The following is a 25,412-nucleotide window of genomic DNA, read 5'->3' on the forward strand; positions in this document are numbered from 1 at the left end:
TCTGCCGCATCCGAATCAACCCGCCATCAGCCATAGCAGGCCCGCCCGACCCGTGCGACGGCTGCATTGCGGCTGCCAAGGGGCGACTATTGCGCCGGTGTGGCCGGTTCGCGTTGCGGTTTGGCGCCTTGCTGGTCCCGTGGCTCGTTGACATTGGCCGGCGCCGGCAAGGCCGGTGTCTCGCGCCGCGCCGCGCCGCGCCGATGCGGCTGCTTGAGGCGCACCAGACGCACGCGGCGGATGCGGCGCGGATCGGCGTCCAGCACCTCCATCTCGTAGCCGGCGAATGACGGGATCACCTCGCCGCGCACCGGCACGTGGCCCAGGATCGAGAAGATCAGCCCGCCGATCGTGTCGACATTTTCGTCCTCGCGCTGTGCGGCGGCGACGAAATCCTCGCCCAGTTCCTTGCCCGCTTCGACCACCTCGATTCGCGCATCGACGATGAAGGTGTTCTCGTCCTTGCGCTCGATCTGGATCTCGTCCTCGTCATGCTCGTCCTCGATGTCGCCGACAACCATCTCGACCACGTCTTCGAGCGAGACGAGCCCGTCCGTGCCGCCATATTCGTCGATCACCAGCGCCATCTGGATGCGCTGGGTCTGCATCCGGGCCATAAGGTCCGAGGCGAGCATGGACGGCGGCACGAACAGCACGTCCCGCATCAGCTTGAGCTCTCCGATCGTCCTGGAGAAATCGATCCGCGAGAAATCGAGCCCCGGCGCCGAAGCCTTGCCGTCTGTCTGGCCATTGGCCTTGGCGCCGTTGCCCTTGCCGTTGCCGGCGCTGGCCTGGCGGCCGCCGCGGCGCGTGCGCCGGCGCGCGGTCTTGGTCAGGTATGTGACGACATCGCGGATGTGCACCATGCCGCGCGGATCGTCGAGCGTTTCGTTGTAGACCGGCATCCGGCTGTGCCCGGAGGTCTCGAAGTGCGCGAGCAACTCGCCCAGCGTCGTTGACAGGTCGATCGCCTCGACCTCGGCGCGCGGCACCATCACGTCGACAACGCGCACCTCGCGCAGCCGCAATATGTTGTGCAGCATCACCCGCTCGTCGGCCGAGATGGTCTGGTCGCCGGGTCTTGGCGCGGCCAGCGCATCCTGCAGGTTCTCGCGGATGGTCACATGGCCTTGCGGCCGGAACAGATAGGCCAGGCGCTGGAAGAAGCCCGGCTGCTTTCTGGCGGGGAGGACAGCCGGCAACCCCGTACTCGAGGGATCGGGGTCCTGGCTGGAAGGCGCATCCGGCGCCTTGGCGTTCGATTGTCGGTCTTCCATTGTCTCTTAGCTGTCGGAAACCGGCGCGTAGGGATCGTCCATTCCCAGATCGGCCAGTATCACGCGTTCAAGGCGCTCCATCTGCTCGGCTTGGCTGTCTTTGACGTGATCATAACCCAGAAGATGCAAGATTCCATGAACAATCAGGTGAGTCAGATGGGCATCGACGCTTTTGCCGTCAATGCCTGCCTCGCGCGCAATCGTTTCGCGCGCCAGCACGATGTCGCCGAGCATGGGCGGCAGCCGATCCCCCGGTGCCACCGCGAAGACCGGAAAGGACAGCACATTGGTTGGCTTGTCCTGGCCGCGCCATTGCGCGTTCAGCGCCGCGATGGCGGCATCGTCGGCGAAGACCACCGAAAGCTCGCTCTCGCTGCCATCGGCCCCAAGGCGGTCGAACGTGGCCGCCAGCGCGGACGTCACAAGAGCGGCGAGTTCGGCCTCCGGCGGCCAGTCCGGGGCGGTGATCGCGATATCGACGGCAGGCGGTGTCGGTGTCGCCACGCGCCGGTCAATCCCTGCCGCCGGCACGATCATAGGCGGCGACGATGCGCGCCACCAGCGGATGGCGCACCACATCGGCCTCGCCGAAGCGCACCGTGACGATGCCTTCCACACCGGCGAGCAGGTCCAGCGCCTCGATCAGACCCGATCTCTGGCCGGGCGGCAGGTCGACCTGGCTGGGATCGCCCGTGACGATCATGCGCGCATTCTCGCCAAGCCGCGTCAGGAACATCTTCATCTGCATCGACGTGGTGTTCTGCGCCTCGTCGAGGATCACCGCGGCGTGGGACAGCGTGCGCCCGCGCATGAAGGCGAGCGGGGCGATCTCGATGACGCCGGCGGCGAGCGCGCGCTCCACCTTCTCGCCGGGGATCATGTCGTAGAGCGCGTCGTAAAGCGGGCGAAGATAGGGATCGACCTTTTCCTTCATGTCTCCGGGCAGAAAGCCGAGCCGTTCGCCCGCCTCCACCGCCGGACGCGACAGGATGATGCGGTCGACCTGGCCGCGCTCGAGCAGCATGGCGGCGTGGGCGACGGCCAGGAAGGTCTTGCCGGTGCCCGCCGGGCCGATGCCGAACACCAGTTCGGCGCGTTCGAGCGCCCGCATATAGGCGTCCTGATTGGGCGTGCGCGCGCTGACGGTGCGCTTGCGCGTGGCGATCTGCGCGGCGGCGAGGCGGTGCGCGCCATCGAGCGTTGGCAGCGAGAGCTGGTCGTCGTCCGCCATTGCCATCCGCAGCGCGCCTTCGACGTCGGAGGCCTCCGGCTCCAGCCCCTCGCTTTCCATCCTGTCATAGAGCCAGTCGAGCGCGCGCCGGGCCTGTTCGGTGGCCACCGGTTCGCCCTTGATGGTCACCTGGTTGCCGCGCGCACGCACATCCACGCCCAGCTGCTGCTCGATCAGGGCCAGGTTCTGGTCGAACTGGCCGAACAGGCCGCGCGCATGGTGATTGTTGTCGAACGTCAGGACGATGTGGGCGAGATCGGATGCACCATGCGGCGCCGTCTGCAGCTTGACCCCGCTCGTGCTCAAACGAACCGCCCGTTCAGTTCGGTCATGCCGCGTCCCTGCGCTCGCTGCGGCCGGCTGCCGCCACGCCTTCCGAGATCAGGCTGTTGGTCGAAGCCCGATCGATTCGCACCGTCACTATATCGCCGATCTTTCCGACAGTTTCATCACAGATGACCGGCTGCAGGAAGGGTGAACGTCCAACGAGCTGTCCCGGTTCCCGGCCCGGCTTTTCCAGCAGCACCGCGATGCTGGTCCCGGCGAGCGAGGCCATGAAGGCCGCCTGCTGCTCGCCGAGCAGCGCCTGCAGGCGATGAAGGCGTTCGGTCTTGACCCGCTCGTCGACCTGCGCGTCCATGTCCGCGCCCGGCGTCCCGGGCCGCGTCGAATATTTGAACGAAAACGCCTGTGCATAGCCGACATCGCGCACGATCCGCATCGTCGCCTCGAAATCGTCCTCGCCCTCGCCGGGAAAGCCCACGATGAAATCGCCCGATAGCGCGATATCCGGCCGCGCCGTGCGGATGCGGTCGACCAGCCGTCGATAGTCGTCGGCGGTGTGCCGGCGGTTCATCGCCTTCAGGACGCGGTCGGAGCCCGCCTGCACCGGCAGGTGCAGATAGGGCATCAGCATGTCCAGGTCGCGATGCGCGGCGATCAGCGCGTCATCCATGTCGCGCGGATGGCTGGTGGTGTAGCGCAGGCGCGCAAGGCCGTCGATCTTCGCCAGTTCGTGCAGCAAGGCGCCAAGGCCCCATTGGCGGCCGTCCGGGCCCTCGCCGTGCCAGGCATTGACGTTCTGGCCCAAAAGCGTGATCTCGCGCACGCCCGCCGCGGCGAGCCGCCGCGCCTCATCGACGATCTGGGCGACCGGCCGGGAGACCTCGGCGCCGCGCGTATAGGGCACAACGCAGAAGGTGCAGAACTTGTCGCAGCCCTCCTGCACGGTCAAAAAGGCGCTCACCCCCCGGCTGCGGACCTGGCGCCGATCCTGCGCCGGCAGGTGCTCGAACTTGTCCTCGACCGCGAACTCGGTATCGACGACGGCCTCGCCCCCACGCGCCCGGGCTATGATCTCGGGCAGCCGGTGATAGGTTGTCGGCCCGACGACGAAATCGACCGCCGGCGCGCGGCGCACGATCTCGGCGCCCTCGGCCTGGGCGACGCAGCCGGCAACGCCGATCATCAGATCGCCGCCCGCCTTGTTCCGGCGGGCGCGCAACTGCTTGAGCCGCCCGATCTCCGAATAGACCTTTTCGGCCGCCTTTTCGCGGATGTGGCAGGTGTTGAGCAGCACCATGTCCGCCTCGTCGGGCGCATCGGTCTCGACAAAGCCGTCGCGCGCCAGCGCATCGGCCATGCGCTGGCTGTCATAGACGTTCATCTGGCACCCAAAGGTCTTCACGAAGACCTTGCGGGTGTTCGGCCGGTCGTGGCGGGCGGGCGGATTGCGATCGCTCATGGGGCGCGTTCTAGCGTTTTTTGCGGCGTGGGGGAAGCGGGGGCGCGGCCGCGCAGCAGCGCCGAGACCATGGCGCGCACCTGCTCTTCGGCGGTCGCGGCAAGCGCCTTGCGGTCGGTCGCCGCGTCGACGCCGATCGGCGCACCGAAGGCGATGGCGATGTCGATGCGCCCCTCGCGCAGCACGCGCCAAAGATGCGGCGCCATGGCGATGTCGCCCGGCCAGGCCGCCAGCGGCCGGCCGAAGCGTCCGAGCGGCATGCCGTCGGCACCGACATAGGCGATGGCCGCGGGCACGACCTGGCCCATGGGCCGCCGGTCACCGCGCCGGCCGACGCCGAGCGCGCCGAACAGCGCGGACTTGAAGGGACGAACGAAATTGCCGCAGGAGGTGGTCCCCTCCGCAAACAGGACAAGATCGTCGCCGCGCGCCAGCCGGTCGCCGATCGTCGCCGCCTGCCGGCCGGTGGCGCTGCGCACGCTGCGGTCGATGAAGACGCTGTCCTGCAGCCTGGCGAGCAGGCCGAAGAACGGCCACCCCCGGACCTCGTCCTTGGCGATGAAACTGACCTCGGCCACCGCCCCGAGCGCGACGATATCGAGCCAGGAGACATGGTTCGCCGCGATCAGCACGCCCGGCCGACCGGGCGCCGGCGGCGTGCCGTGGACAAGGATGCGCAGGCCGAGCGCCCGGGCGGCGGCCCGATGCCACAGCCGCGCGGTGCGCTTGCGCAGCGCCATGCCGCGCCATTGCGCGACCAGATGCACCGGCAGCAGGGCGATCGTGACCGTCGCGATGGCCGCCGCCGCCAGCACGGCGCGAACGGTGCCGTTCACCGCCAGGCTCGCCTGGCCGGCGCGTCGCGCCGCATCACGATGGCGCGCGACTTCTGCGCGTCGGCGCCCGCATAGTAGTCCGGCCGGTCGCCCACGGTCACGAAGCCGAGCCGCTGATAGAGCGCGCGCGCCGCGGCGTTGGTCTCGTCGACCTCCAGGAACACCGAGGCGATGCGCTCGCGATAGGCATGGGTCAGGACACCGTCCATCAGCCGCCGACCGACGCCATAGCCCTGCCAGTCCGGTTTGACCGCGATGGTCAGGATTTCGGCCTCGTCGGCCGCCATCCGCGCCAGCACGAAGCCGACGGTCGCCGTGCCCCACCAGTCCGTGCCGCGCGCGACGAAGCCGAAGACCCCGTCGCGGCCCGAAAGCGTGGCGATCTCGCCATCGGTCCAGGGCCGGGCGAAATTGGCCGCGTGGATCTGGGCGGCATCGTGCACATGATCGGCCTCGAAGGGATGGATCGCGATCTGGTCGGCCGGCCACAGCCCGAACAGCCATCTCATCGCACGGGCTCCGTTGTGGCGCGCGGCAGCGCAAAGCCCGATTGCGGTTTGGCGTCGGCCTCGCGCAGATAGAGCGGAACGGGCCGGTGGCTGAAGCGCATGCCGGCGCGCGCCACCGCTTCGATCGTGCCGACGGGCCGGTCGATGGCGGCGCAAGGCGCGGCGCGCCCGGATGCCGCGATCGACGCGGCCGCAGGTCCCGCGCCGTTGCCGACCAAAAGGGCGGTCCCGGCGTCGATCCGACCGGCCGCCTCGGTCTCGGCGATGGCGGCGGGCTCGTCGCGTGCCGCGCCGTCGGGGCCGAAATGCTGGATGAAGAGTTGGCCGCGCCCGCCCTGAATGACGGTGCCGAATGGCGCGTCGGGCGCGATCTCCGCGACCGCCTGCATGGCGAGCGCCTCGAGCGTGGTGACGCCTGTCGCCGGCACGTCGAGCGCCAGCGCGTAGCCGCGCGCGGCCGCAACACCCACGCGAATCCCGGTGAACGAGCCCGGCCCGATGGTCACCGCGATCCCGTCGAGCGCCGCAAAGTCGATATCCGCCCGCGCCATGACCGCGCCGATCACCGCCATCAGCCGTTCGGCGTGACCGCGACCGATATCATGCTCGTCCGACGCCAGCACACGGTCGGCCTGCGGGTCGAACAGGCAGGCCGAGCAGTAGCGTGCGGCGGTGTCGATCACGAGGGTCGGCATGATCGCCTGTGGTATTGCCCTTGGCGCCGCCGGGCAAGGTCACAGATCGCGGCGCAGCGCCATCACGCCGCGCGGCGGCAGCGGATTTGCGCCCAGCACCACCGTGCCCGCCATGGCCGCATCGGGCACCGTGGCCGGCTCCGGCCCGTAATTGAAGACGTAGCGCAGCGCGCCATGGTCGCGGATGCGCACATCGCGCGGCAGGTCGATGGCGGCGAGGCCGGCGCGGGCGAGGGCGGCGCGCACGATGGTCTCGGCGAGAGCCGCATCGGGCCGTCCGGCGAGATAGTCGATCCGCCCGCACCGCAGATGCGCCGCATGCCCGTCCTGCGATTTCAGGACGGTCTCGACTTCGCCGCCGCCGACCCTGACGAATTCGCGCCAGCCCTCGAAATGCGTGCCGTCCGCAAGCGGAACCGGCGCAAATGGCGGCCGGCTTTCGACACGCGTCACGGCGATATCGATGAGCCTCCGGAGCGGGCCGGGCGGCAGATCGGGATGGATCGAAAAGTCCGGCGTCTTGGAGCCCGAACGCGGGCCGACGATCACCTGGGCATCGCCGCGCGCCAGTTCGTCGACGAGCGCCTCGCCTGGCGCGAACACCGACGGCATCACGACCAGACTTCGTCCGGCGACCGCCGCGGCCGTCGGCGGCACCACATCCACGCTCGCCCCGCAGCGTCGCAGCGCGCGATAGAACCGCAGCGCCATGTCCAGATGCGAAAAGTCGGCGCCCTGTGGCTGGATCGTCCAGGCCCAGGCGCTCTCATAGTCGAAGACCAGCGCCACTTCCGCGCGCGTCGGCACCGCCATCGCCGCCAGCGTATCGAGCTCGGCAGCGACCTGCCGGCAGACGTGCCAGCCCTCGTTCCTTTCTCCATCGGGCAGCAGCAGGCCCTCATGCATCTGCTCCTGGGCGAACGGCACCTGCCGCCAGCGGAAATAGGACACGATCTCCGCGCCCGCCGCAAACGCCTCGAACGCCCAAAGGCGCAGCGCGCCCGGCTCCGGCGCCGGGTTGAACGGCGCCCAGTTCACCGGGCCTGGCTGCTGTTCCATCACCCACCAGCGCCCCGCATCGCCGTTGCGCACCTGCCCGCAGGCCCGGTACAGATCGTGGTGAAAGGCCTGCAGATCGGGGTCGCCCACGCCCAGATAGCGCCGCTTGTGGTCCGGATCCGCGGTGTCGCGGTCGAGAAAGCCGATCGGGTAGGAGTCCCAGGTGGCGATGTCCAGATCGGCGCTCACCGCATAGTGGTCGAAACCGGTCTCCGAACCCATGAAATTGTGGCTTATCGGCCGCCCCGGCGAATGGGCGCGGATGATGCGCGCCTGCAGCCGGTTGAAGCTGACCACCTGCTCGGAGGAAAACCGCCGGAAATCCATCACATGGGCCGGGTTGGGCTCGGTGACGGTCAGGTTGGGCAGCTCGATCTCGTCGAATGCGCGATAGGCCATCGACCAGAAGACATTGCCCCAGGCCCGGTTCAGTGAGTCGACTGACTGGTATTTTTGCGCCAGCCAGTCGCGAAATTCGTCGCGGGCGGCTGCCGAGTGGCTGACTACCGTGTCGTGGCAGCCATATTCATTGTCGGTCTGCCAGGCTTCCAGGGCCGGGTGAGTGCCGTAGCGCCTGGCCAGCGCCTCGACGATGCGCGCGCATTCGGCCCGGTATCCCCGGTGGGAGAAGCAATAGTGCCGGCGCGAGCCGAAGCCGCGCGGGCGCCCCTCGGCGTCGATGGCGACCATGTCGGGCATGGCATCGACCAGCCATTTGGGCGGGGTCGCCGTCGGCGTGCCGACAATGACGCGCAGGCCGGCCGCGTGCAGAACCTCGAAGGCGTCGTCCAGCCAGTCGAAATCGTATCGGCCCGGTTCGGGCTCGAGCCGGCTCCAGGCGAACTCGCCGATCCGCACATGCGAAATGCCCGCTTCGACCATCAGCGCCGCATCCACCGGCCAGCGCGCGCGCGGCCAGTGCTCGGGATAATAGCAGGTGCCCAGCCGCTGGCGCCGCGCGGTCATGGCGCGATCGCGTCAAGAGCGGCGACCGCGCGCCGTGCCCGCTCGGCCACTTCGCCCGCTTCCATGCCGGGTGCGAAAAGCGACGAGCCCAGCCCGAACGTCCTCACACCGACCGCCGCATAGGCGGCGAAATCGGCGTCCGAAACGCCGCCCACCGCGCCCACGACGCAACCCTTCGGCAGGATGGCCATGACCGCCTTGATGCCGGCCGGGCCGAGCACGCTTGCCGGGAAAAACTTCAGCGCCGATGCGCCATGCGACAGCGCCGCCAGCGCCTCGGTCGCCGTGAAGACGCCGGGCATGGTCACCAGCCCGCGCGCGCCGGCGCGCGCCATCACCGCGGCATCGATATTGGGCGAGACCAGCAGACGGCCGCCGCAATCGGCCAGCCGGTCGACATCGTGCGGGTCGAGCACCGTGCCGGCGCCCACCAGCACCGTGTCGCCGTGGCGTCGGGCGATCGTCTCGATGGAGGCGAAGGGCTCGGGGGAGTTGAGCGGCACCTCGATGGCTTCGAACCCCGCCTCGACGAGCGCGTCGGCAATGGCGGGAGCGGCGTCGGGCGTCAGCCCGCGCAGGATCGCGATCAGCCCGCGCGACAGGTGCGGCCATGGTGCGGTCGGCGTTCGCGGTCGGCCCATGGCTACACCGCGATCTGCGTCGGGTTCGCCCCGCCGAGGCGATGCGGCCAGACCTTGCCCGCGGCGGCCAGAAGCCCCGCCCGCGCGAGCGCCTCGCCGTCATGGATCTGCGGTGCGATGCCGGCGAGATCGAGCGCGCGTTCGTAAAGCGCACCGAGCCGCCCGCCGCCGACCAGGACCACGCGCCCGGGCCGGCCGAAACGCGCGATCGCGCCGGCGATGTCCTGGCCGATGATCGTGCCCGACAGCCGCGCCCGCGCGTCGGCCTCGCCCTCGCCGCGCAGCAGCGCGTGCGGGCGGATCGCGAACAGCCGCGTCAGTATCGTCTCGGGCCGTTCGAGCGAGGCCGCGACGGCCTCGGCAAAGCGCGGATGGTCGGCATCGACGGACCCGGTCCCGAGCGAATGGCGCAGCACCGTGCTCGTGCCGAGCGCGGCGTACAGTTCGCCGGTCAGCGCGGTCGCGAAGCGCCGCACCTGCCGCGCCGCGCCGTCGATCTCCACCCATTTGGCATGGGTGCCGGGCATGCAGACAAGGCGCGACGCCGGCTCGGGTGCGACGGTGCAAAGGCCAAGCAGTTGCGTCTCCTCGCTGCGCATGACGTCGGGGGTTTCCGCGCTGCGATCGGCGATGCCGGGCAGGATGCGGATGTCGCGGCCCGGAACCTGCACATGCACCGCCCGGTCGACCAGCGTGTCGAGGCAGGCGGGCACATCGACATAGGGCGCCTCCAGCCAGCCCTGGCGCGCGCCGACCATGCCGCACATCATCACCGGGGTGTCGGCCGGCGCGCCTAGGCGGTCGAGATGCGTCTCCAGAACGCCGGCAAAGGCGCTCGGAGCGGTCGCGCCCATGCCTTCGGCGCTGCGATCCTCGCCGACGATGCCGCCGCAGCAATCGACCGCCCACATGCGCAGATGCGAGGTGCCCCAGTCGACCAGTACCGCGGCGATCTGCATGGCACCGCTCACAGCATCCCGCCGTCGGCCAGCAGCACCTGCGCGGTGATCGCGCTGGCCGCGTTCGAGGCCAGGAACAGGCAGGGCCCGACCATCTCCTCGGGCTGAAGCGCATGCTTGAGGCATTGCCGGCCGATCATCTCCTCGAGCCCTTCGTCGGTGACCCAGAGCTTTTTCTGCCGCTCGGTCATGATCCAGCCCGGCGCGATCGCGTTGACGCGGATGCCGTGCTTGCCCAGCTTGCCCGCCAATCCCTTGGTCAGCCCGACAATGCCCGCCTTGGCGGTGGTGTATGCCGGCATGTCGCCGATATTGAGCATGTAGGAGGTCGAGGTGAAGTTGACGATCGCGCCCTTGCGCGCCTCGATCATGCCGTCGACCACCGCCTGCGCGGTGAAGAAGGCGTGGCGCAGATTGATCGCCTGGTTCCGGTCCCAATAGGCCCCGTCGACCGCGTCGATCTCGTGGCGGTCGTCCCAGGCCGCATTGTTGATCAGGATCGAGATCGGCCCGTGCGCCCGCGCCGCATCCTCCACCGCCTTGCGCAGGGCGGCGATGTCGGTCAGGTCGGCATTGAGGAAATAGGGGATGGCGTCATAGCGCCCGCCAAGCGTATCGACGAGCGCGCGGCTCTGCGCCTCGGCGACATCGATGAAGGCGACCCTTGCGCCCTGGGCCACGAAGCCTTCGGTCAGCGCGGCGCCGATTCCCGTTCCGCCACCGGTGACAAGGACCGAGGCACCGGCGAGATCGGGATAGACGGGGTGGCTGCTCATTGCGGTCTCGTTCGTCGTCATTGCGCGGCGATGGACGACGCCGCACGCTCGTGCAGCCAGTCGGGCAGCCACGGGCCATGCGCCTCGATGAGCTGGTCGACGACGTTCCAGATCTGGTCGAGATCGAGTTCGGCGCCGGTGTGCGGGTCCATCATGGCAGCGTGATAGACGTGCGCGCGCTTGCGCTCAAGCAGGGCGCGCACGGTCAGTTCCTGCACATTGACATTGGTGCGCATCAGCGCGGCCAGTTGCGGCGGCAGCGCGCCGATGCGCGTTGGCTGGATTCCATTGGCATCGACAAGGCACGGCACCTCGACCGCGCAGCCCTCCGGCAGGCCGTCGATCAGCCCGTCATTGGGCACGTTGCCGTAGATCACCGACGGCGTGCCGGTGACGACCGAGTCGATGATGTCGGAGGCATATTCATGGCTCGCGTCGACCTCGATGCGCTCGGCCGCCTGCATCCGTGCATAATCGCGGGTCCAGCTTTCGACCTGCTCGACGCAACGCCTGGGATATTCGTCGAGCGGAATGCCGAAGCGCTCGATCAGGTCCGGCCGGTCGCGCTTGATGAACCAGGGCACGTATTCGGCGAAATGCTCCGAGCTCTCGGTGACGAAATAGCCAAGCCGCATCATCGTTTCGTAGCGCACCAGGTTCGGGCAGCGCGGGTTCCACGATGAAGGCTTGGGCATGCGTCCGGCGCGGTAGCCCTCGCGCAGAGCCGGGTAGAGATCGCGCCGCCGGCCGTCGGGAAGGCGCTGCTCCAGTTCCAGAAAGAAGGCGACATGGTTGATGCCCGCCACCTTGTAGCGCAGCGTTGCGACTTCGATGTCGAGATCGCGCGCCAGTTCCGCCGCCGTGCCCTGCACCGAATGGCACAGGCCCACCTGGCGAATGCGCGGGAACTTCGCGGCGATCGCCCATGTGTTGATCGCCATCGGGTTGACGTATTGCAGCAGGATCGCCTCGGGGCACAGCTCCTCCATGTCCGCGCACAGCGCCCACAGATGCGGTACGGTCCGCAGCCCGCGCATGATGCCGCCAAGGCCCAGCGTGTCGGCGATGGTCTGGCGCAGGCCGAAGCGCTTGGGCACATCGAAATCGGTGACCGTGGCCGGCTCGTAGCCGCCGATCTGGAAGGCGCAGATGACGAAATCGGCGCCCTCGAGCGCCGCGCGCCGGTCGGTGGTGGCACTCACGCGTGCACCGGCGCCGAGGCTGGCAATGAGCTTTTCGGCGATCAGCCGCGACTGCTCGAGCCGGCCCGCGTCGATGTCCATGAGCCGGAGATCGGCCTCGGCCAGCGCCTGGCGGCGGACGATGTCGCCGATCAGGTTCTTCGTGAACACGGTCGACCCGGCGCCGATGAAGGCGATTTTCGGAGCGGCGGCCATGGCCGATCAGCCCTTGGTCGCGCCGAGCGTCAGCCCGGCGATGAAGTGCTTCTGCATGGCAAAGAACATCAGCACCGGCGGCAGCGCGGCGAGCAGCGAAGCTGCCGAGACGAGCTGCCACTGGTTGACGAACTGCCCGTTCAGCGAGCGCACGCCGACCGTGATCGGCAGATATTCGTCGGACTGGATGAGCACCGTCGCCCAGAAGAAGTCGTTCCACACGAATGTGAAGATCAGCACCGCCAGCGCCGCGATCGCCGGCCGCACCAGCGGCAGCACCAGATACCAGAAGATCTTGAACTCGCCCACGCCCTCGATGCGTGCCGATTCGATCAGCTCATAGGGCAGCGCCTTGATGAAGTTGCGCATGAACAGCGTGCAAAAGCCGGTCTGAAAGGCGGCGTGGAACAGCACCAGCCCGGTGATCGTGTCGTAAAGATCGGTGCGCACCGAAAGATCGCGCACCGGGATCATCAGGATCTGGAACGGCACGAAATTGCCGGCCACGAACAGGAAGAACAGCGGCAGCGCCCAGCGAAAGCCGCGATAGATCGCCAGCCCGTAGCCCGCCAGGCACGCCAGCGCCACCGAGACGATCACGGTCGGCACGGTAATGCGCAGCGAGTTCCACAGATAGACCGCCGCATCGGACGTCGTGAACACGGTCACGTAGTTCTCGATGAGCTGGAACTGCGACGGCCAGCCGAACACGTTGCCGGCATTGATGTCGGCGGCGGGGCGGATCGAGGTCATGAAGATCGCCAGCAGCGGCAGCAGCCAGACGAACAGCGCGATCGGCAAGGCGAGCTTGTAGGTCAGTTGCGCGGACGGCGAGGCCTTCTGGATCGGCGCCGGGAACATCAGCGGCCCTCCCGCTCGTCGCGCCACATCCGCCACAGGAAATAGGAGATGTAGACCAGCATGATGGTGAACAGCACCGTGGCGATGGCCGAGCCGTAGCCGTAGCGGAAGCCGTATTCGGACAGCGCCACCTCGTACATGTAATAGGCCAGCACGTTGGACGAGCCGTACGGTCCGCCCTGCGTCATGATCGCGATCAGATCGAACGAGCGCAGCGCGCCGATGACGGTGACGACCACGGCGATGAAGGTCGCCGGCCTGAGCTGCGGCAGGATGACGTGCCAGAGCATGCGCCAGCCCCTGGCGCCGTCGAGCCGGCCGGCCTCGACCTGGTCGGGCGAGACGTTGTTCAGACCGGTCAGGTACAGGATCATGCAATAGGCGATCTGCGGCCACAGCCCGGCGAAGATGATGCCATAGGTGACGTAGCGCTCATCGCCCAGAATGGACGGCGGTCTTGCGCCGAAGAACTCCCAGACCTGCCCGACGATGCCGAAATTGGGATTGTAGAACCAGGCGAAGATCAGCCCGACGACGACCTGGCTGATCACGAAGGGGAAAAAGAACAGCGACTTGTAGACGCGGATGCCGGCGACAGTCTGGTTGAGGAACAGCGCCACGGCGAGCCCGGCCGGCACCGCCGCCATGTAGAGCACCAGCCAGATGACGTTGTTCTTCAGCGAGGTGTAGAACCGGTCGTCGTAGAGCAGGTCCTCGTAATTGCGCAGGCCCACCCATTCGGCCTCGCCCAGCCCGTCCCACTCGTAAAACGAGATCCAGATCGACTGGAAGATCGGCGCGACCACGTAGATTGCGAACATGATCAGCGCCGGGGCGAGAAACAGCCAGGGCGCCAGCGCGATGCGGTTGCGCCGATACCAGCTGCGCCTGCGGCGCGCGCCCGCCGGCGAACCGGCAATGGGCGGAACGACGACATCGGTCATGTCCGGCCTCCCTCGGCGCGGCCGGGCACCGTGCGGTGCCCGGTCGATCGAATGGCTGGTCGGTTACTCGTAGACCCGTTCCTGGATGCGGTCGAGCCGCTCCAGAATGCGGTCCAGGCGATCGGGATTGATCATGAACTCCTGGAAGCCCTCCATGCCGGCCTTGGCCATCTCGGCAGGCGCGTCGCGGTCGAAGAACTGGGCGATGCCGGCGGCGTCGTTGAGGACCTCGAAGCCCTGCTGCAGGAACTTGTCGTCGCCCACCTCGGCCTCCGAGTTGACCGGAAGCTGGCCAAGCCGCTTGTTCCACTCGGTCTGGATGTCCGGACGCGCCACGAAGGCCAGGAACAGGCGCGCATCTTCCTTGTTCTGGGCGTTGGAGGGAATGTGCCAGGTATCGGTCGGTGCTTCCTCGGCGTTCGGAATGTCCGGATCGATGACCGGGAACTGGAAGAAGTCGATCTGGTCGTTGGTCAGTCCGGCGTCGCGCATCGCTGCGACGGCGAAATTACCCATGACATACATGCCCGCCTCGCCCTGCACGAACGGCGCCAGCGCGTCCTGCCAGCTCATCGTGGCGTGGTTCTCGATGAAGCCGCCGGCGTCCATCAGCTCGTTCCAGCGGTCGAAGGTCGCCCGCACGCGGTCGTCGGTCCAGTCAACGCGGCCCGCGGTCAGATCCATGTGGAAGTCGTAGCCGTTCTGACGCAGGTTCAGATAGTCGAACACGCCGGCGGCGGTCCACAGGAACTGGGTGCCGATGGTGAACGGTGTGATGTCGTTCTCCGAGAGCGTACGGGAAACCTCGAGCAGCTCTTCCCAGGTCTGCGGCTCCTCCAGGCCGAGCTCCTCGAAGATGTCCTTCCGGTAGTAGACGCCCCACTGGTAGTAGGTATAGGGCACGCCCCACTGCTTGCCGTCAATCGTCATGGACGGCATGGTCGAGGCCAGCGTCTCGTCGAACCCGTTCTCCTCCCAGACGTCGGACACGTCATCGAACAGGCCGGCCTCGACGAACGGCGCCATGCGGTTGCCGGCATACCAGGAGGTCACGTCGGGCGCGTCGGCCGACAGGAAGTTGCGGATCGCGGTCTTGTGCGCCTCGCGATCGTTGATGTTGGTGGTCACGTTGATGTCCGGATATTCGGCCTTGAACTGCTCGATCACCCATTCGAACGACTCCTTGGGTGCCGGATTGAGATCATCGAACGTGATGACGAGATCGCGTGCAAGCGCCGAGCCGGCCATCATGGCGAGCGTGGCTGCGCCGAGCACGGCGGTTTTGACGATGTGTTTCATGTGCAGTTTACCTCCCGAATGCGAGCGTCGTCGCGCTCGCCCTGCCAAGAGCGCGCCGCCGTGCCGGGAACGGCCCGGATGCACGCCATTCACAGTCCAATCCATTCCGAATAATGGAATCCGATTTGACTATTGTGAATTATTGATCTAGCATTCCTGCAATGTCAAGGGCGTGCGCCCTGACGCGCCGCGAACCGGGAAGGAGACGATGACCATGTCCGCCGAAAGGGCATCGGGCGACAGGGCGGGCTCGGGCACCGGCACGCTGGGCAAGGCGATGGCCGTGCTCGATACGGTCGCGCGGGCCGAACGTCCCTTGCGCTTTCGCGATCTGCGCGAGGCGATCCCGCAGCCGGCGGCGACCCTGCACCGGCAGGTCTCCAATCTGGTCTCGGAGGGGCTGTTGCAGGTCAATCCCGACCATTCCTACCAGCTCGGCGTCCGCCTGTTGCGCTTTGCCTCCAATGCCTGGTCCGGCAATCGCTTCCGCGAGGTCGCCGAGCCGCACCTGGCGGCGCTGCATGCGGCGACCGGGGAGACGGTGCATCTGGGCGTCCTGCACGATCTGGAGGTCGTCTATCTGGACAAGGTGGAGTCGCGACAGTCGGTGCGCATGCACAGCCAGATCGGCAATGCCTCGCCATGCTATTGCACCGGCGTCGGCAAGGCGGCGCTGGCGGCCATGCCGATGCAGGCGGCCCAGGCGCTCGTTCGCCGCCTGACCTTCAGGCGCCATACCGAGACCACCATCACCGATGCGTCCGCCCTGCTGGCCGAGATCGCCGATATCCGCCGCACGGGCATCGCGTTTGACCGCGAGGAGCACGAGCCGGGCATTCACTGCATCGCCGCGCCCATTCATTCGCCCGACCGGTCGCTGGTCGGCGCGGTCTCGGTCACCGCGCCGAGCTATCGCATTGCGATGGCCCAGCTCGCCGGATGGGCGGACGAGGTGCGCCGCACGGCGCAGGCCATCAACAACGACATCGAAATCAGGTTGGGACCGCGCGCCTGATCGCGCGGGGGCAGGGGAGGCACGCATTGGCCGAGGTCGAACTCAAGCAACTCAGGAAATCGTTCGGCAATGTGGAAATCATCCACGGTGTCGATCTGCAGATCGAATCGGGCGAGTTCACCGTGTTCGTGGGACCGTCGGGTTGCGGCAAGTCGACGCTTCTGCGTCTGGTGGCGGGCCTGGAGGAGGCGACGGGCGGCACCATCGCCATCGGCGACGAGGACGTCACCGATACCGAGCCCGCCGACCGGGGCGTTGCCATGGTGTTCCAGTCCTATGCGCTCTATCCGCACATGACGGTGGAGGAGAATATGGGCTTCGGCCTGCGCATGACCGGCGCCGACCCCGGGCTGGTGCGCGAGCGCGTTCAGCGCGCCGCCGCGATCCTGCACCTTGAGGAGTTGCTCAAGCGCAAGCCCAAGCAGCTTTCGGGCGGTCAGCGCCAGCGCGTCGCCATCGGCCGGGCGATCGTGCGCGAGCCCAAGGTGTTCCTGTTCGACGAGCCGCTGTCCAACCTGGACGCCGAACTGCGCGTGCGCATGAGGCTGGAAATCGCCAAGCTGCACAACGATCTGGGCGCGACGATGATCTACGTCACCCACGACCAGGTCGAGGCGATGACGCTGGCCGACAAGATCGTCGTGCTGCGCGCCGGGCGGATCGAGCAGGTCGGCCGGCCGCTCGACCTTTACGGCGATCCCGACAATCTGTTCGTCGCCGGCTTCATAGGTTCGCCCAAGATGAACTTTCTTGCCGGCGAGGTGACCGGCGCCGAAAACGGCACCGCGCGCGTCGCGCTCACCGATTTCGACGGCACGCAGGCCGAGGTGCCCGTCCGCGACGCCCCGGCGCCGGGCACAAAGCTGACCTTCGGCATCCGGCCCGAGCATTTCTCGAGGGACGGGACCGCGCAGCTTCGCACCCGGCTCGACGTCATCGAGGATCTTGGCGGCGTGTCCTACGGCTATTCGGGCGCCGACAGCGACAACCCGCTGACGATCGCGCTCGGCGAGGGCCATTCGGCCGCGCCCGGCGCCGAGATCGCCGCCCGGTTCGACCCCGCCCGCGCCATGCTGTTCGACACCGGCAGCGGCCGGCGCATCCGTTAGGGCATCGGAAATCCGTCGCCGGGCTCAGGCCGCGTTCGAGGCCGGTTCGCTGACCAGATAGTCATACAGCGCGTCCGGATCGGAGGTCGCGCGCAGATGGGCGACCCGCACCGGATCGCGCATCAGCCGGGCGATCCGCGACAGCGCCTTGAGGTGATCGGCGCCGGCGCTTTCGGGGGCCAGCAGCAGGAAGACCAGATCCACCGGCTGATCGTCGAGCGCATCGAAATCGATGGGCGCCGACAGCCGCGCGAACACACCGGTGATGCGGTCGAAATTGGGGAACTTGCCGTGCGGGATGGCGATGCCGTTGCCCACGCCCGTCGAGCCCAGCTTCTCGCGCTGCAGGATCGTGTCGAAGATTTCGCGCGCCGACAGGCCGGTCAGGTCGGCGGCATGCTCGGCGATGGCCTGAAGGAGCTGCTTCTTCGAACTGGCCCGCAGATCACCGATCACGGCCTCCCGAGGCAGTATGTCGCCTAGATTCATGTCGATCACCTTGCGTCGCCGGACCGCGGCATGCGCCATTTGGCCGGCATCACGGATGGACGTCCGGCTCCCCGCCAGGCAGAGCCGGTCCCTGGTGAAGCGGATTTGACATTTGATACCCGCTCGATGTCGCGCTCGAAATCAAATGTCAAACTCGAGACTCCAAGCAAATCAAAGCGTTGCCAGTGGCCTTTGGTTCCGGCGTTTGCATCGATGTGTGTTGCCGGTGGGATGCGAACGTCGGAACCGGACGCCTGGCTTACTCCAGTGAACCCGGATCGATCCAGCCGATGTTTCCGTCCGGGCGCCGATAGACGAGATTGACGCCTCCGCTGCCCGCGTTGCGGAACACATAGACCGGCGTGTCCTGCAGGTCCAGTTGCAAAACCGCCGAGGAGACGGGCATTGTTGATAAGCTCTTGCGGGTTTCGGCGATCACCAGCGGCGCATAATCGTCGGGAATGTCCTCTTCATCGTCCTCGGGCAGCGCCTCCAGAACGCGATAGGCGTACTCCTCGGTGCGCGTGGCCGCGCCATTGGCGTGGTGCGATTTCAGCCGGCGCTTGTAGCGGCGCAGGCGCTTTTCGATGCGTTCGGCGGCGGCATCGAAGGAGGCTTGCGGATCCTGTGCTTCGCCGGTGGCCTGCAGCATGGCGCCCGAATCAAGATGCAGCATGCAGTCGGTGGTGAAGCGCGACTTCGACTTCTCGACCGTCACGTGCCCGGAGGCACGCCCGCTGAAGTACTTGGTGATCGCTTCGTCGATCCGGTCCTCGATCCGCGTGCGGAACGCGTCGCCGATCTCCATGTGCTTTCCCGAAACGCGCAGGCTCATCGTGTCACCTCTTTCGAACCATCATTATTGGCTGCCCTGGCTCAACGCAGCAGCGACAGATTGGTGCAATCGGCACATATTGTGAAGGGTTCGCGCGGCAAAAGCCGTGCGTTCGCCCTTTCGGGCCCGTTCAGCCGGCCTCGGCCATGGCGCGGGCCCGCTTTTCGCGCCGACGCTGCACCGACGAGGCGATGTTCATCGATTCGCGATACTTGGCGACCGTGCGGCGTGCAATGTCGATGCCCTCGTCCTGCAGCATCGACACAAGCGCATCGTCCGACAGCACTTTTGCGGGCGATTCCGCATCGATCAGGTCGCGGATGCGCTGGCGCACGCTTTCGGTCGAGTGTCCCTCGCCCGTGCCCGTCCTCGCGCCGATCGTGCCGGTGAAGAAATAGCGGAATTCGAACAGGCCGCGCGGCGTGAGCATGTACTTGTTCGCCGCCACCCGGCTGATCGTCGATTCGTGCATCGATATCGCATCGGCGACCGCCTTCATGGTCATCGGCTTGAGCGCGCCGACGCCATGCTCGAAGAACCCGTCCTGCTGGCGCACGATCTCGGCGGCGACCTTGAGGATCGTGTTGGCGCGCTGGTCGAGGCTGCGCTCCAGCCAGCTGGCGTCCTGCAGGCACTGGGTGAGGAAGGCCTTCTCCTCGCCGTCGCGCACGCCCGCGCTGATCCGCGCATGATAGCCCCGGTCGACGAGCACGCGCGGCAGCGCGTCGGCGTTCAGATCGACCAGCCAGGCCCCGTCGGGCGCCTTGCGCAATTCGACATCGTGAATGATGGTCTCGGTGGGTGCGCTGTCGAAGGCGAGGCCCGGCCGCGGGTCGAGCGTGCGGATTTCGGCCAGCATGTCGATCAGATCGGACTGGTCGACGCCGCAGATCCGGCCGAGCGCGGCGAAATCGCGGCGCGCCAGAAGCTCGAGATTCTCCAGAAGCGCCGCCATGGCCGGGTCGAGCCGGTCGCGCCGGGCGCATTGCAGGGCCAGACATTCGCCGAGATCGCGCGCGAAGAGCCCCGGCGGATCGAAGCGCTGCAGCCTTTTGAGCACCGTCGCAACGCGCCGCCGGTCGACACCGAAACGGCGCGCCAGCGCGCCCAGATCGGCGTCCAGATAGCCGCGCTCGTCGAGCCCGTCGGCGAGTTCGGCGGCGATCATCCGGTCGGCCGGCGCGGCAAAGGCGAGCGCGATCTGCTCGGCGACGATCTGGCGCAGGCCCGGCCGGCCGGCCGGCAGCTCCTCGACCGTCCAGTCCGTCTCGACCACGCCGCCGACCGGCCCGCTCGCCGGTCCGGGTCCGAGGCGATCGGAGGCGCGCTCCATGCGCGGCGCGTCCTCGGCGAAGACGTCCTCGGGCGCGGCGTCGACCGCCTCGGCCATTGCGGCGATATCGGTGCCATGGGCGGCCGGCTCGGCTCCGCTCCCCGGCGCGTTCTCGGCATCGTCCGGGCCGATCTCGGCAGCACGCGCCGCACCCTCCTCGGCGCGCTCGAGCAGCGGATTGCGCTCGATCTGCTCGTCGATGAAACGCTGCAGCTCGACATGGCCCAGTTGAAGCAGCCGGATCGACTGCAGCAATTGCGGCGTCATGACCATGGATTGGGTCTGACGCAGGTTGAGGCGTGCCGACAGCGCCATCACTCGTCCACTCGAATACCCGCTACGCGTCCGGTCCCCGCCGCGGCAAATGGCCCGCAGCTTGCATGAGCGCCATTGAAGCGCTTTTTCAACGCGATGGCCAGTGCCCGATCGTCGCGGCGCGGCAAAGCCGGTTCAAAGGGTAAACCGGTCGCCAAGGTAAAGCCGGCGCACATCGGGGTTGGCGATGATCTGCCTTGGCGTGCCATGGGTGAGCACCTTGCCGGCATGGATGATGTAGGCCCGGTCGATCAGCCCCAGCGTTTCGCGAACATTGTGATCGGTGATCAGAACGCCGATGCCGCGTCTTGTCAGATGCCGCACCAGTTCCTGAATGTCGGCGACCGCGATCGGGTCGACACCGGCGAACGGTTCGTCGAGCAGCATGAAGGCCGGCTCGGAGGCGAGCGCCCTGGCGATCTCGCAGCGCCGCCGCTCGCCGCCCGACAGCGCGATCGACGGCGACTTGCGCAGATGCGCGATCGAAAACTCCTCGAGCAGCGCGTCGAGCTTGCGCGCGCGCGCCCTGGCGCTCTTTTCGACCACTTCGAGCACGGCGAGAATGTTCTTCTCCACGCTCAATCCGCGAAAGATCGAGGCTTCCTGCGGCAGATAGCCGATCCCCAGCCGGGCGCGCTGATACATGGGCATGTGCGTGACGTCGTTGCCGTCGATCAGGATCTGGCCGGCATCGACGGGCACCAGCCCGGTGACCATGTAAAAGCAGGTGGTCTTGCCCGCCCCGTTCGGCCCCAACAGGCCCACCGCCTCGCCTGTGCGCACCGCCATGGACGCGCCGTCGACCACGCGCCGGCCGCGATAGCTCTTGGTCAGCCCGCGCGCGATCAGCGTGCCCGTCAGGTCGATGCGCCCGTTGCGGCGGGCGGCGGGGCGGTTGCCGTCTTGCCCGTTGGCGGGGGGCTCGGGAGCGGCGGTCAAGGGCGCGGGCGCGATGTCATGCGGGTTGCGGGCGCTTCGGTCAGCGGTTGCGCGGCTGGATGAGGATGGTCGGCCGCGAGCTCTGGTCGCCGCAGCCTTCCAGCCGGGCACGGCTCGAGCGCATGTTCACGGTGAGCCGGCATCCGGTCGCCACGTTGCCGGCTTCCGACAATGTCACGCGCTGGCCCGAAAGCGTCAGCGTCGCCGAGGCCATGTCGTATTCGGCGCGCTCGCCGGTCGCCACCTGCTCGCCGGACTGGATGTTGACGCCATTGCTCGCCTCAAGGCGCTCGATCGCCGAACCGCCCTCGATCAGCGATCCGCCTTCGCCGCGCGCGTAATGGATCACCAGCCGTCCGGTGCGCATCACCGTCTGCCCCTGCACGACTCGCACATTGCCCTCGAAGATCGCCCGGCCCTGGTCCTCGAGCACTTCGAGCCGGTCGCCGTCGACCTGCACCGGTTCGTCGGCGGTGATGGCGAAATTGGTGCCGCGCCCCTGTGCCAGGCCGGACTGTGGCCAGGCCAACAGAACGGCAAGGGCAACGCCCAGGCAGATGCGCAACGCGGTGCGGGTCATGTCTTGGTCCATCATCATCGCTCGGCCTCGCCGGCCCCGGCGTTCAGCGCCATGCCGGGCGCATCCGGCTGTATCACCACACCGACATCGTTTTCAAACACCATCCTGCGCCCATTGTCCTCGACGCGCAGCCGGCCCGCCTCGATTCGAAGGCCGGGGCGGCTGATCGTCAACGGCTCGCGCGTTTCAAGCGCCCCGGCATCGAAGTCGATGCGCATGGCCGAGAACACCGCCCGCGTCCCGTCGGAGATGGTCACCGTGCCGGCTCTTTCGATATCGAGCACGCTGGTGTCGGTATCGAACACGCCGGTTTCGGCGATCAGGTCCACGGTCCGGCCGTCCTCGAGCTCGATTTCGGCGTCGAGCGCGTCGAGGCCGATCACGGTCGTGCCCAGCGTCTGTCGCGCCCGCTGCGCCGCGACCCGGTAGGCCCGGTCATCGGCGGTGAACCCGTTCAGAACCGGATCGGCGATGACGAACTGACCGTCGACGATGCCGCTGGCCGAGGGGTCGAATTCGAGCCCGGGCGTCGTCAGCCGCGAGACGATGACGACACCGGCAAGGGCGGCCAGGCCGACCGTCGCCAGCGCCGGCACCAGCCATTTGAGCAGCCGCACCCGCGAGGAATGCGAGGCGGCCCGCGCATAGGCGCCTTGCCGGGGCGGCTGACGTGTCTGGCTCATGGCATGGAACCTTGGCATTGCCGGCTGGATTTCGCGGGACCATACTTCATTTGCGTGACTGCGCGCTAAATTCGCATTGTGGTCGATTTGGGATGTGCTAACTGCATGCGGCGGGCGGGCCGCCGATGCAACCGGACCGGGAGCCAGAGACGATGGAACCATTGCGCGCCGACGACATCGTGGACCGGCAGCGGATGCGTCGCAAGCTGACCTTCTGGCGCATCGTGTCGGTGCTTGCGGCCCTGGCCATCATCGTCGCCCTCGCCGCCCGTTTCGGCACGGACCGGCTCGGCCCCCAGGCCCGGCCCCACGTTGCCAACGTTTCCATTGCCGGCACGCTCCTGGGCGACGAGCGCATGCTCGATCTGCTCGAACAGATCGCCCGTAGCAGCCGCGTTGCGGGCGTCATCGTGACCATCGACTCCCCCGGCGGCACGACGGCGGCCGGCGAGGCGCTCTACCACGCCGTCCGCGACATCGCCGCCGACAAGCCCGTCGTCGCCCGGATCGACACGCTGGGCGCGTCCGCCGGCTACATGATCGCGACCGCCGCCGATCACATCGTCGCGCGCCACACTTCCATCGTCGGCTCCATCGGGGTGATCGTGCAGTATCCGAATTTTTCCGGGCTGCTGGAGAGCTGGGGCATCGAAGTCACCGACATCAAGTCGACCCCGCTGAAGTCCGAGCCGTCCTTTTTCGGCGAACCGCCGCCGGGCGCCGAACGCATGATCCGCCAGATGGTTCTCGACAGCTATCAGTGGTTCAAGGACCTGGTCGCCGAGCGGCGGGGCTTCGACGCCCAGACCATCGACCGCCTTGCCGACGGTTCGGTCTTCACCGGCCGTCAAGGCCTGCAGAACGGTCTGGTCGACGCGCTGGGCGGCCAGGACGTGGCGCGCGCCTGGCTGACCGAGCAGGGCGTCGATCCCGATCTGCGGACGGTCGACTGGGAACCGCGTACGCCTTCGGCGGCATCGCTGCTGCTCGATTCGATCGTGGCGCGCTTTGCACGGGCGACCGGCCTTGCGCCGCTTTCGGCGCCGGCCGTCGAGGCGCTTCAGGAGCGGCTTTTCCTTGACGGCCTTGTCTCCCTTTGGCACGCTGAAAGTCCGGTTTCTCCAGCAGCATCAAACCCATGATCAAATCAGAGCTCGTGCAGATCATCGCCAATCGCAACCCGCATCTTTATCAGCGCGACGTCGAGAACATCGTCAACGCCGTGCTCGACGAGATCGCCGAGACGCTGGCTCAGGGCAACCGCGTCGAGCTGCGTGGTTTCGGCGCCTTTTCGGTCAAGAACCGCCCGGCGCGCGAGGGCCGCAATCCGCGCACCGGCGAGACCGTCATGGTCGAGGAGAAATGGGTGCCTTTCTTCAAGACCGGCAAGGAATTGCGCAACCGCCTCAACGGGGCGGGCTGACCCACCGATCGGACCTGCCATGCTGCGCCGCATTCTCTACGTCCTCATCCTGATCCCGCTGGCGATCATGCTGATCGCGCTGATGGTCGCCAACCGCCGGTCGGTGCCGCTGAGCATCGATGTGTTTAATCCCGGCAATCCGGCTCTGACCTATGAGGCGCCGCTGTTCGTCTGGCTGTTCTGCGCGGCCGCGATCGGCATCGTGGCGGGCGGCGTCGGCGCCTGGCTGGCCCAGGGCAAGCACCGCAAGCAGGAGCGCAGCTACAAGCGCGAGGCGCAGAAGCTGCGCTACGAGGTCGAGGAGACCAAGCGCAAGGCGGGGACCGACGACACCGCCGGCAATTCCCTCGTCCTGCAGCGCTGAGCCGGTCGGCCGATGCGTATCGTTTCGGCATCGGACATCGATGCGGCCCTTGATTTCCCGGCGCTGGTCGACGTGCTGCGGGAGGCGTTCGCCGGCGGCGTCCATGCCCCGCCGCGACACCACCACACCATCGCCAATGCGGCCGGCGACGATCAGACGCTGCTGCTGATGCCGGCCTGGTCGGACCGGCACATCGCTGTCAAGATGGTCGTCGTCACGCCCGACAACGGCACGCGCTCGCTGCCCACGGTGATGGGATCGGTCGTGCTGATGGACAAGACCACCGGCGCGCCGGTCGCCATGCTCGACGGCACGCGCCTGACCCTTTGGCGCACGGCCGCCGCCTCCGCCCTTGCCGCCCGCTACCTCGCCCCGGCCGAACCGCGCACGCTGCTTGTCATCGGCGCCGGCGCGCTCGCCCCGTTTCTTGCCCGCGCCCACTTGGCCGTGCGCGACTTCCAGGCGATCGCTGTGTGGAACCGCCGCGAGGCGTCGGCCGAACGCCTCGCCGCCGAACTGGCGGCCGAGGGCCATGATGCGCGCCACGTGCCCGCAGGCCAACTCGACGCGGCCATCGGCGAGGCCGACGTGATCACCGCGGCGACGCTATCGACCGAGCCGCTGGTCAAGGGGGCCCATGTCAAACCGGGCACGCATGTCGATCTGGTCGGCGCCTTCACCCCGGACATGCGCGAGAGCGACGACCGCTGCATCGAGATGGCGAGCGTCTTCGTCGACACCTATGCCGGGGCGCTGCATGAGGGCGGCGACATCGTGCAGCCGATCAAGGCCGGGCGCATCGCGCGCGGCCATATCAGGGCCGAACTGCGCGATCTCGTCGAGGGCGCCCACCCCGGCCGCACGAGCGCCGGGGAGGTCACCGTGTTCAAGTCGACCGGCGCCTCGCTCGAGGACATCGCCGCCGCCACGCTGGTCGCCGACCGGTGCGGCCTGTGAGCCGGCGCTCAGCCGAACAGCGAGGCCAGCAGCCACAGCGCCAGGCACGCGATCAGCGACCAGAAGAACACCGTGCCGACATTGTCCCGATAGCCTTGGTCTAGTTCGTCCATTGCTTGCCTCCCTTGCCGGCTTCGAAGTCAAATGCGCGGGCAAGCGCACGTCAAGAACGCAGG

At 67.7% G+C, this 25,412-nt stretch carries 27 protein-coding genes; 6 read left to right on the top strand and 21 right to left on the bottom strand.

Translation table 11 applies throughout. From position 1 onward, the window contains the following. Window positions 1–86: 86 nt before the first annotated feature. The 15 genes from RBB34_RS00950 to RBB34_RS01020 form a co-directional block, all read right to left on the bottom strand. Window positions 87–1,202, bottom strand: a complete 1,116-nt coding sequence (locus RBB34_RS00950; RefSeq protein ID WP_346432520.1) for a hemolysin family protein — start codon at window positions 1,200–1,202, stop codon at window positions 87–89. A gap of 81 nt (window positions 1,203–1,283) precedes the next feature. Beyond that, window positions 1,284–1,814, bottom strand: a complete 531-nt coding sequence (ybeY, locus tag RBB34_RS00955) for an rRNA maturation RNase YbeY (protein ID WP_306117301.1) — start codon at window positions 1,812–1,814, stop codon at window positions 1,284–1,286. Beyond that, window positions 1,789–2,814: a PhoH family protein gene (locus tag RBB34_RS00960; RefSeq protein WP_306117302.1), complete on the bottom strand. Its 1,026-nt coding sequence runs from the start codon at window positions 2,812–2,814 to the stop codon at window positions 1,789–1,791. The genes ybeY and RBB34_RS00960 overlap by 26 nt, the downstream gene beginning before the upstream one ends. Before the next feature lie 22 nt (window positions 2,815–2,836). After that, complete coding sequence (gene miaB, locus RBB34_RS00965; RefSeq protein ID WP_306117303.1) at window positions 2,837–4,252, bottom strand: tRNA (N6-isopentenyl adenosine(37)-C2)-methylthiotransferase MiaB; 1,416 nt, start codon at window positions 4,250–4,252, stop codon at window positions 2,837–2,839. Continuing rightward, the gene (locus tag RBB34_RS00970; protein ID WP_306117304.1) at window positions 4,249–5,088 is read right to left on the bottom strand and encodes a lysophospholipid acyltransferase family protein; all 840 of its coding nucleotides are present in this window, start codon (window positions 5,086–5,088) and stop codon (window positions 4,249–4,251) included. The genes miaB and RBB34_RS00970 overlap by 4 nt, the downstream gene beginning before the upstream one ends. Then, complete coding sequence (gene rimI / locus RBB34_RS00975) at window positions 5,085–5,597, bottom strand: ribosomal protein S18-alanine N-acetyltransferase (RefSeq protein WP_306117305.1); 513 nt, start codon at window positions 5,595–5,597, stop codon at window positions 5,085–5,087. Before rimI ends, RBB34_RS00970 begins: the two co-directional genes overlap by 4 nt. Next, window positions 5,594–6,292, bottom strand: a complete 699-nt coding sequence (tsaB, locus tag RBB34_RS00980; protein ID WP_306117306.1) for a tRNA (adenosine(37)-N6)-threonylcarbamoyltransferase complex dimerization subunit type 1 TsaB — start codon at window positions 6,290–6,292, stop codon at window positions 5,594–5,596. The genes rimI and tsaB overlap by 4 nt, the downstream gene beginning before the upstream one ends. A gap of 39 nt (window positions 6,293–6,331) precedes the next feature. Continuing rightward, window positions 6,332–8,317, bottom strand: coding sequence for a beta-galactosidase (locus RBB34_RS00985; protein WP_306117307.1), 1,986 nt, complete (start codon window positions 8,315–8,317; stop codon window positions 6,332–6,334). After that, complete coding sequence (locus RBB34_RS00990; RefSeq protein ID WP_306117308.1) at window positions 8,314–8,958, bottom strand: 2-dehydro-3-deoxy-6-phosphogalactonate aldolase; 645 nt, start codon at window positions 8,956–8,958, stop codon at window positions 8,314–8,316. The genes RBB34_RS00985 and RBB34_RS00990 overlap by 4 nt, the downstream gene beginning before the upstream one ends. A gap of 2 nt (window positions 8,959–8,960) precedes the next feature. Continuing rightward, window positions 8,961–9,917: a 2-dehydro-3-deoxygalactonokinase gene (locus tag RBB34_RS00995; protein ID WP_306117309.1), complete on the bottom strand. Its 957-nt coding sequence runs from the start codon at window positions 9,915–9,917 to the stop codon at window positions 8,961–8,963. 8 nt (window positions 9,918–9,925) lie between these two features. Beyond that, window positions 9,926–10,693 (bottom strand): SDR family oxidoreductase, encoded by a 768-nt coding sequence (locus tag RBB34_RS01000; RefSeq protein WP_306117310.1) that lies wholly within the window; start codon window positions 10,691–10,693, stop codon window positions 9,926–9,928. A 17-nt stretch (window positions 10,694–10,710) separates the two neighbouring features. After that, window positions 10,711–12,090 (bottom strand): alpha-glucosidase/alpha-galactosidase, encoded by a 1,380-nt coding sequence (locus RBB34_RS01005; protein WP_306117311.1) that lies wholly within the window; start codon window positions 12,088–12,090, stop codon window positions 10,711–10,713. 6 nt (window positions 12,091–12,096) lie between these two features. Beyond that, entirely contained in the window at window positions 12,097–12,951 is an 855-nt protein-coding gene (locus RBB34_RS01010; protein WP_306117312.1) for a carbohydrate ABC transporter permease, read from the bottom strand. After that, window positions 12,951–13,895, bottom strand: coding sequence for a sugar ABC transporter permease (locus tag RBB34_RS01015; RefSeq protein WP_306117313.1), 945 nt, complete (start codon window positions 13,893–13,895; stop codon window positions 12,951–12,953). The genes RBB34_RS01010 and RBB34_RS01015 overlap by 1 nt, the downstream gene beginning before the upstream one ends. Window positions 13,896–13,958: 63 nt before the next feature. Beyond that, on the bottom strand, window positions 13,959–15,194 hold the full coding sequence (locus RBB34_RS01020; RefSeq protein ID WP_306117314.1) for an extracellular solute-binding protein: 1,236 nt from the start codon (window positions 15,192–15,194) through the stop codon (window positions 13,959–13,961). Between the two features lie 208 nt (window positions 15,195–15,402). Here RBB34_RS01020 and RBB34_RS01025 point away from each other — a divergent pair, with 208 nt between their 5' ends. Both RBB34_RS01025 and ugpC read left to right on the top strand, forming a co-directional pair. After that, complete coding sequence (locus RBB34_RS01025) at window positions 15,403–16,209, top strand: IclR family transcriptional regulator (protein ID WP_306117315.1); 807 nt, start codon at window positions 15,403–15,405, stop codon at window positions 16,207–16,209. Window positions 16,210–16,235: 26 nt separating this feature from the next. Continuing rightward, window positions 16,236–17,318 carry a sn-glycerol-3-phosphate ABC transporter ATP-binding protein UgpC gene (gene ugpC, locus RBB34_RS01030; protein WP_306117316.1) on the top strand — a complete coding sequence of 361 codons (1,083 nt, stop codon included), beginning with the start codon at window positions 16,236–16,238 and terminating at the stop codon, window positions 17,316–17,318. Window positions 17,319–17,342: 24 nt separating this feature from the next. On the opposite strand, the gene ptsN is transcribed toward ugpC, so the two are convergent. The 6 genes from ptsN to RBB34_RS01060 all read right to left on the bottom strand — a co-directional run bounded on the left by ptsN (window position 17,343) and on the right by RBB34_RS01060 (window position 22,492). After that, window positions 17,343–17,807, bottom strand: a complete 465-nt coding sequence (gene ptsN, locus RBB34_RS01035; protein WP_306117317.1) for a PTS IIA-like nitrogen regulatory protein PtsN — start codon at window positions 17,805–17,807, stop codon at window positions 17,343–17,345. 259 nt (window positions 17,808–18,066) lie between these two features. After that, window positions 18,067–18,642, bottom strand: coding sequence for a ribosome-associated translation inhibitor RaiA (raiA, locus tag RBB34_RS01040; protein ID WP_306117318.1), 576 nt, complete (start codon window positions 18,640–18,642; stop codon window positions 18,067–18,069). Between the two features lie 130 nt (window positions 18,643–18,772). Then, the gene (gene rpoN / locus RBB34_RS01045; protein WP_306117319.1) at window positions 18,773–20,290 is read right to left on the bottom strand and encodes an RNA polymerase factor sigma-54; all 1,518 of its coding nucleotides are present in this window, start codon (window positions 20,288–20,290) and stop codon (window positions 18,773–18,775) included. A gap of 135 nt (window positions 20,291–20,425) precedes the next feature. Then, window positions 20,426–21,157 (bottom strand): LPS export ABC transporter ATP-binding protein, encoded by a 732-nt coding sequence (lptB, locus tag RBB34_RS01050; protein ID WP_306117468.1) that lies wholly within the window; start codon window positions 21,155–21,157, stop codon window positions 20,426–20,428. A gap of 112 nt (window positions 21,158–21,269) precedes the next feature. Further along, window positions 21,270–21,809: an LptA/OstA family protein gene (locus RBB34_RS01055; protein ID WP_306117320.1), complete on the bottom strand. Its 540-nt coding sequence runs from the start codon at window positions 21,807–21,809 to the stop codon at window positions 21,270–21,272. 14 nt (window positions 21,810–21,823) lie between these two features. Then, the gene (locus RBB34_RS01060) at window positions 21,824–22,492 is read right to left on the bottom strand and encodes a hypothetical protein (RefSeq protein WP_306117321.1); all 669 of its coding nucleotides are present in this window, start codon (window positions 22,490–22,492) and stop codon (window positions 21,824–21,826) included. A 152-nt stretch (window positions 22,493–22,644) separates the two neighbouring features. Here RBB34_RS01060 and sppA point away from each other — a divergent pair, with 152 nt between their 5' ends. The 4 genes from sppA to RBB34_RS01080 are packed head-to-tail and all read left to right on the top strand — an operon-like array spanning window position 22,645 to window position 25,236. Further along, entirely contained in the window at window positions 22,645–23,634 is a 990-nt protein-coding gene (gene sppA / locus RBB34_RS01065; protein WP_306117322.1) for a signal peptide peptidase SppA, read from the top strand. Further along, on the top strand, window positions 23,631–23,915 hold the full coding sequence (locus tag RBB34_RS01070) for an integration host factor subunit beta (protein ID WP_306117323.1): 285 nt from the start codon (window positions 23,631–23,633) through the stop codon (window positions 23,913–23,915). The genes sppA and RBB34_RS01070 overlap by 4 nt, the downstream gene beginning before the upstream one ends. A gap of 19 nt (window positions 23,916–23,934) precedes the next feature. Continuing rightward, window positions 23,935–24,279: a LapA family protein gene (locus tag RBB34_RS01075; protein WP_306117324.1), complete on the top strand. Its 345-nt coding sequence runs from the start codon at window positions 23,935–23,937 to the stop codon at window positions 24,277–24,279. 12 nt (window positions 24,280–24,291) lie between these two features. After that, window positions 24,292–25,236 carry an ornithine cyclodeaminase family protein gene (locus tag RBB34_RS01080; protein WP_306117325.1) on the top strand — a complete coding sequence of 315 codons (945 nt, stop codon included), beginning with the start codon at window positions 24,292–24,294 and terminating at the stop codon, window positions 25,234–25,236. Window positions 25,237–25,412 lie beyond the last annotated feature (176 nt).

This window comes from Roseitalea sp. MMSF_3546, assembly GCF_030732865.1.
Lineage (GTDB): Bacteria > Pseudomonadota > Alphaproteobacteria > Rhizobiales > Rhizobiaceae > Roseitalea.

Coding starts and splice junctions, on each gene's coding strand:
- RBB34_RS00990 (WP_306117308.1), bottom strand. CDS start 8,958: ATGGGCCGACCGCGAACGCCGACCGCACCATGGCCGCACCTGTCGCGC.
- RBB34_RS00995 (WP_306117309.1), bottom strand. CDS start 9,917: ATGCAGATCGCCGCGGTACTGGTCGACTGGGGCACCTCGCATCTGCGC.
- RBB34_RS01060 (WP_306117321.1), bottom strand. CDS start 22,492: ATGAGCCAGACACGTCAGCCGCCCCGGCAAGGCGCCTATGCGCGGGCC.
- sppA (WP_306117322.1), top strand. CDS start 22,645: ATGGAACCATTGCGCGCCGACGACATCGTGGACCGGCAGCGGATGCGT.
- RBB34_RS00985 (WP_306117307.1), bottom strand. CDS start 8,317: ATGACCGCGCGGCGCCAGCGGCTGGGCACCTGCTATTATCCCGAGCAC.
- rpoN (WP_306117319.1), bottom strand. CDS start 20,290: ATGGCGCTGTCGGCACGCCTCAACCTGCGTCAGACCCAATCCATGGTC.
- RBB34_RS01080 (WP_306117325.1), top strand. CDS start 24,292: ATGCGTATCGTTTCGGCATCGGACATCGATGCGGCCCTTGATTTCCCG.
- RBB34_RS01000 (WP_306117310.1), bottom strand. CDS start 10,693: ATGAGCAGCCACCCCGTCTATCCCGATCTCGCCGGTGCCTCGGTCCTT.
- RBB34_RS01070 (WP_306117323.1), top strand. CDS start 23,631: ATGATCAAATCAGAGCTCGTGCAGATCATCGCCAATCGCAACCCGCAT.
- ybeY (WP_306117301.1), bottom strand. CDS start 1,814: ATGATCGTGCCGGCGGCAGGGATTGACCGGCGCGTGGCGACACCGACA.
- RBB34_RS01015 (WP_306117313.1), bottom strand. CDS start 13,895: ATGACCGATGTCGTCGTTCCGCCCATTGCCGGTTCGCCGGCGGGCGCG.
- RBB34_RS01025 (WP_306117315.1), top strand. CDS start 15,403: ATGACCATGTCCGCCGAAAGGGCATCGGGCGACAGGGCGGGCTCGGGC.
- miaB (WP_306117303.1), bottom strand. CDS start 4,252: ATGAGCGATCGCAATCCGCCCGCCCGCCACGACCGGCCGAACACCCGC.
- tsaB (WP_306117306.1), bottom strand. CDS start 6,292: ATGCCGACCCTCGTGATCGACACCGCCGCACGCTACTGCTCGGCCTGC.
- raiA (WP_306117318.1), bottom strand. CDS start 18,642: ATGAGCCTGCGCGTTTCGGGAAAGCACATGGAGATCGGCGACGCGTTC.
- RBB34_RS01075 (WP_306117324.1), top strand. CDS start 23,935: ATGCTGCGCCGCATTCTCTACGTCCTCATCCTGATCCCGCTGGCGATC.
- rimI (WP_306117305.1), bottom strand. CDS start 5,597: ATGAGATGGCTGTTCGGGCTGTGGCCGGCCGACCAGATCGCGATCCAT.
- RBB34_RS01005 (WP_306117311.1), bottom strand. CDS start 12,090: ATGGCCGCCGCTCCGAAAATCGCCTTCATCGGCGCCGGGTCGACCGTG.
- ptsN (WP_306117317.1), bottom strand. CDS start 17,807: ATGAATCTAGGCGACATACTGCCTCGGGAGGCCGTGATCGGTGATCTG.
- RBB34_RS01020 (WP_306117314.1), bottom strand. CDS start 15,194: ATGAAACACATCGTCAAAACCGCCGTGCTCGGCGCAGCCACGCTCGCC.
- RBB34_RS01055 (WP_306117320.1), bottom strand. CDS start 21,809: ATGACCCGCACCGCGTTGCGCATCTGCCTGGGCGTTGCCCTTGCCGTT.
- RBB34_RS01010 (WP_306117312.1), bottom strand. CDS start 12,951: ATGTTCCCGGCGCCGATCCAGAAGGCCTCGCCGTCCGCGCAACTGACC.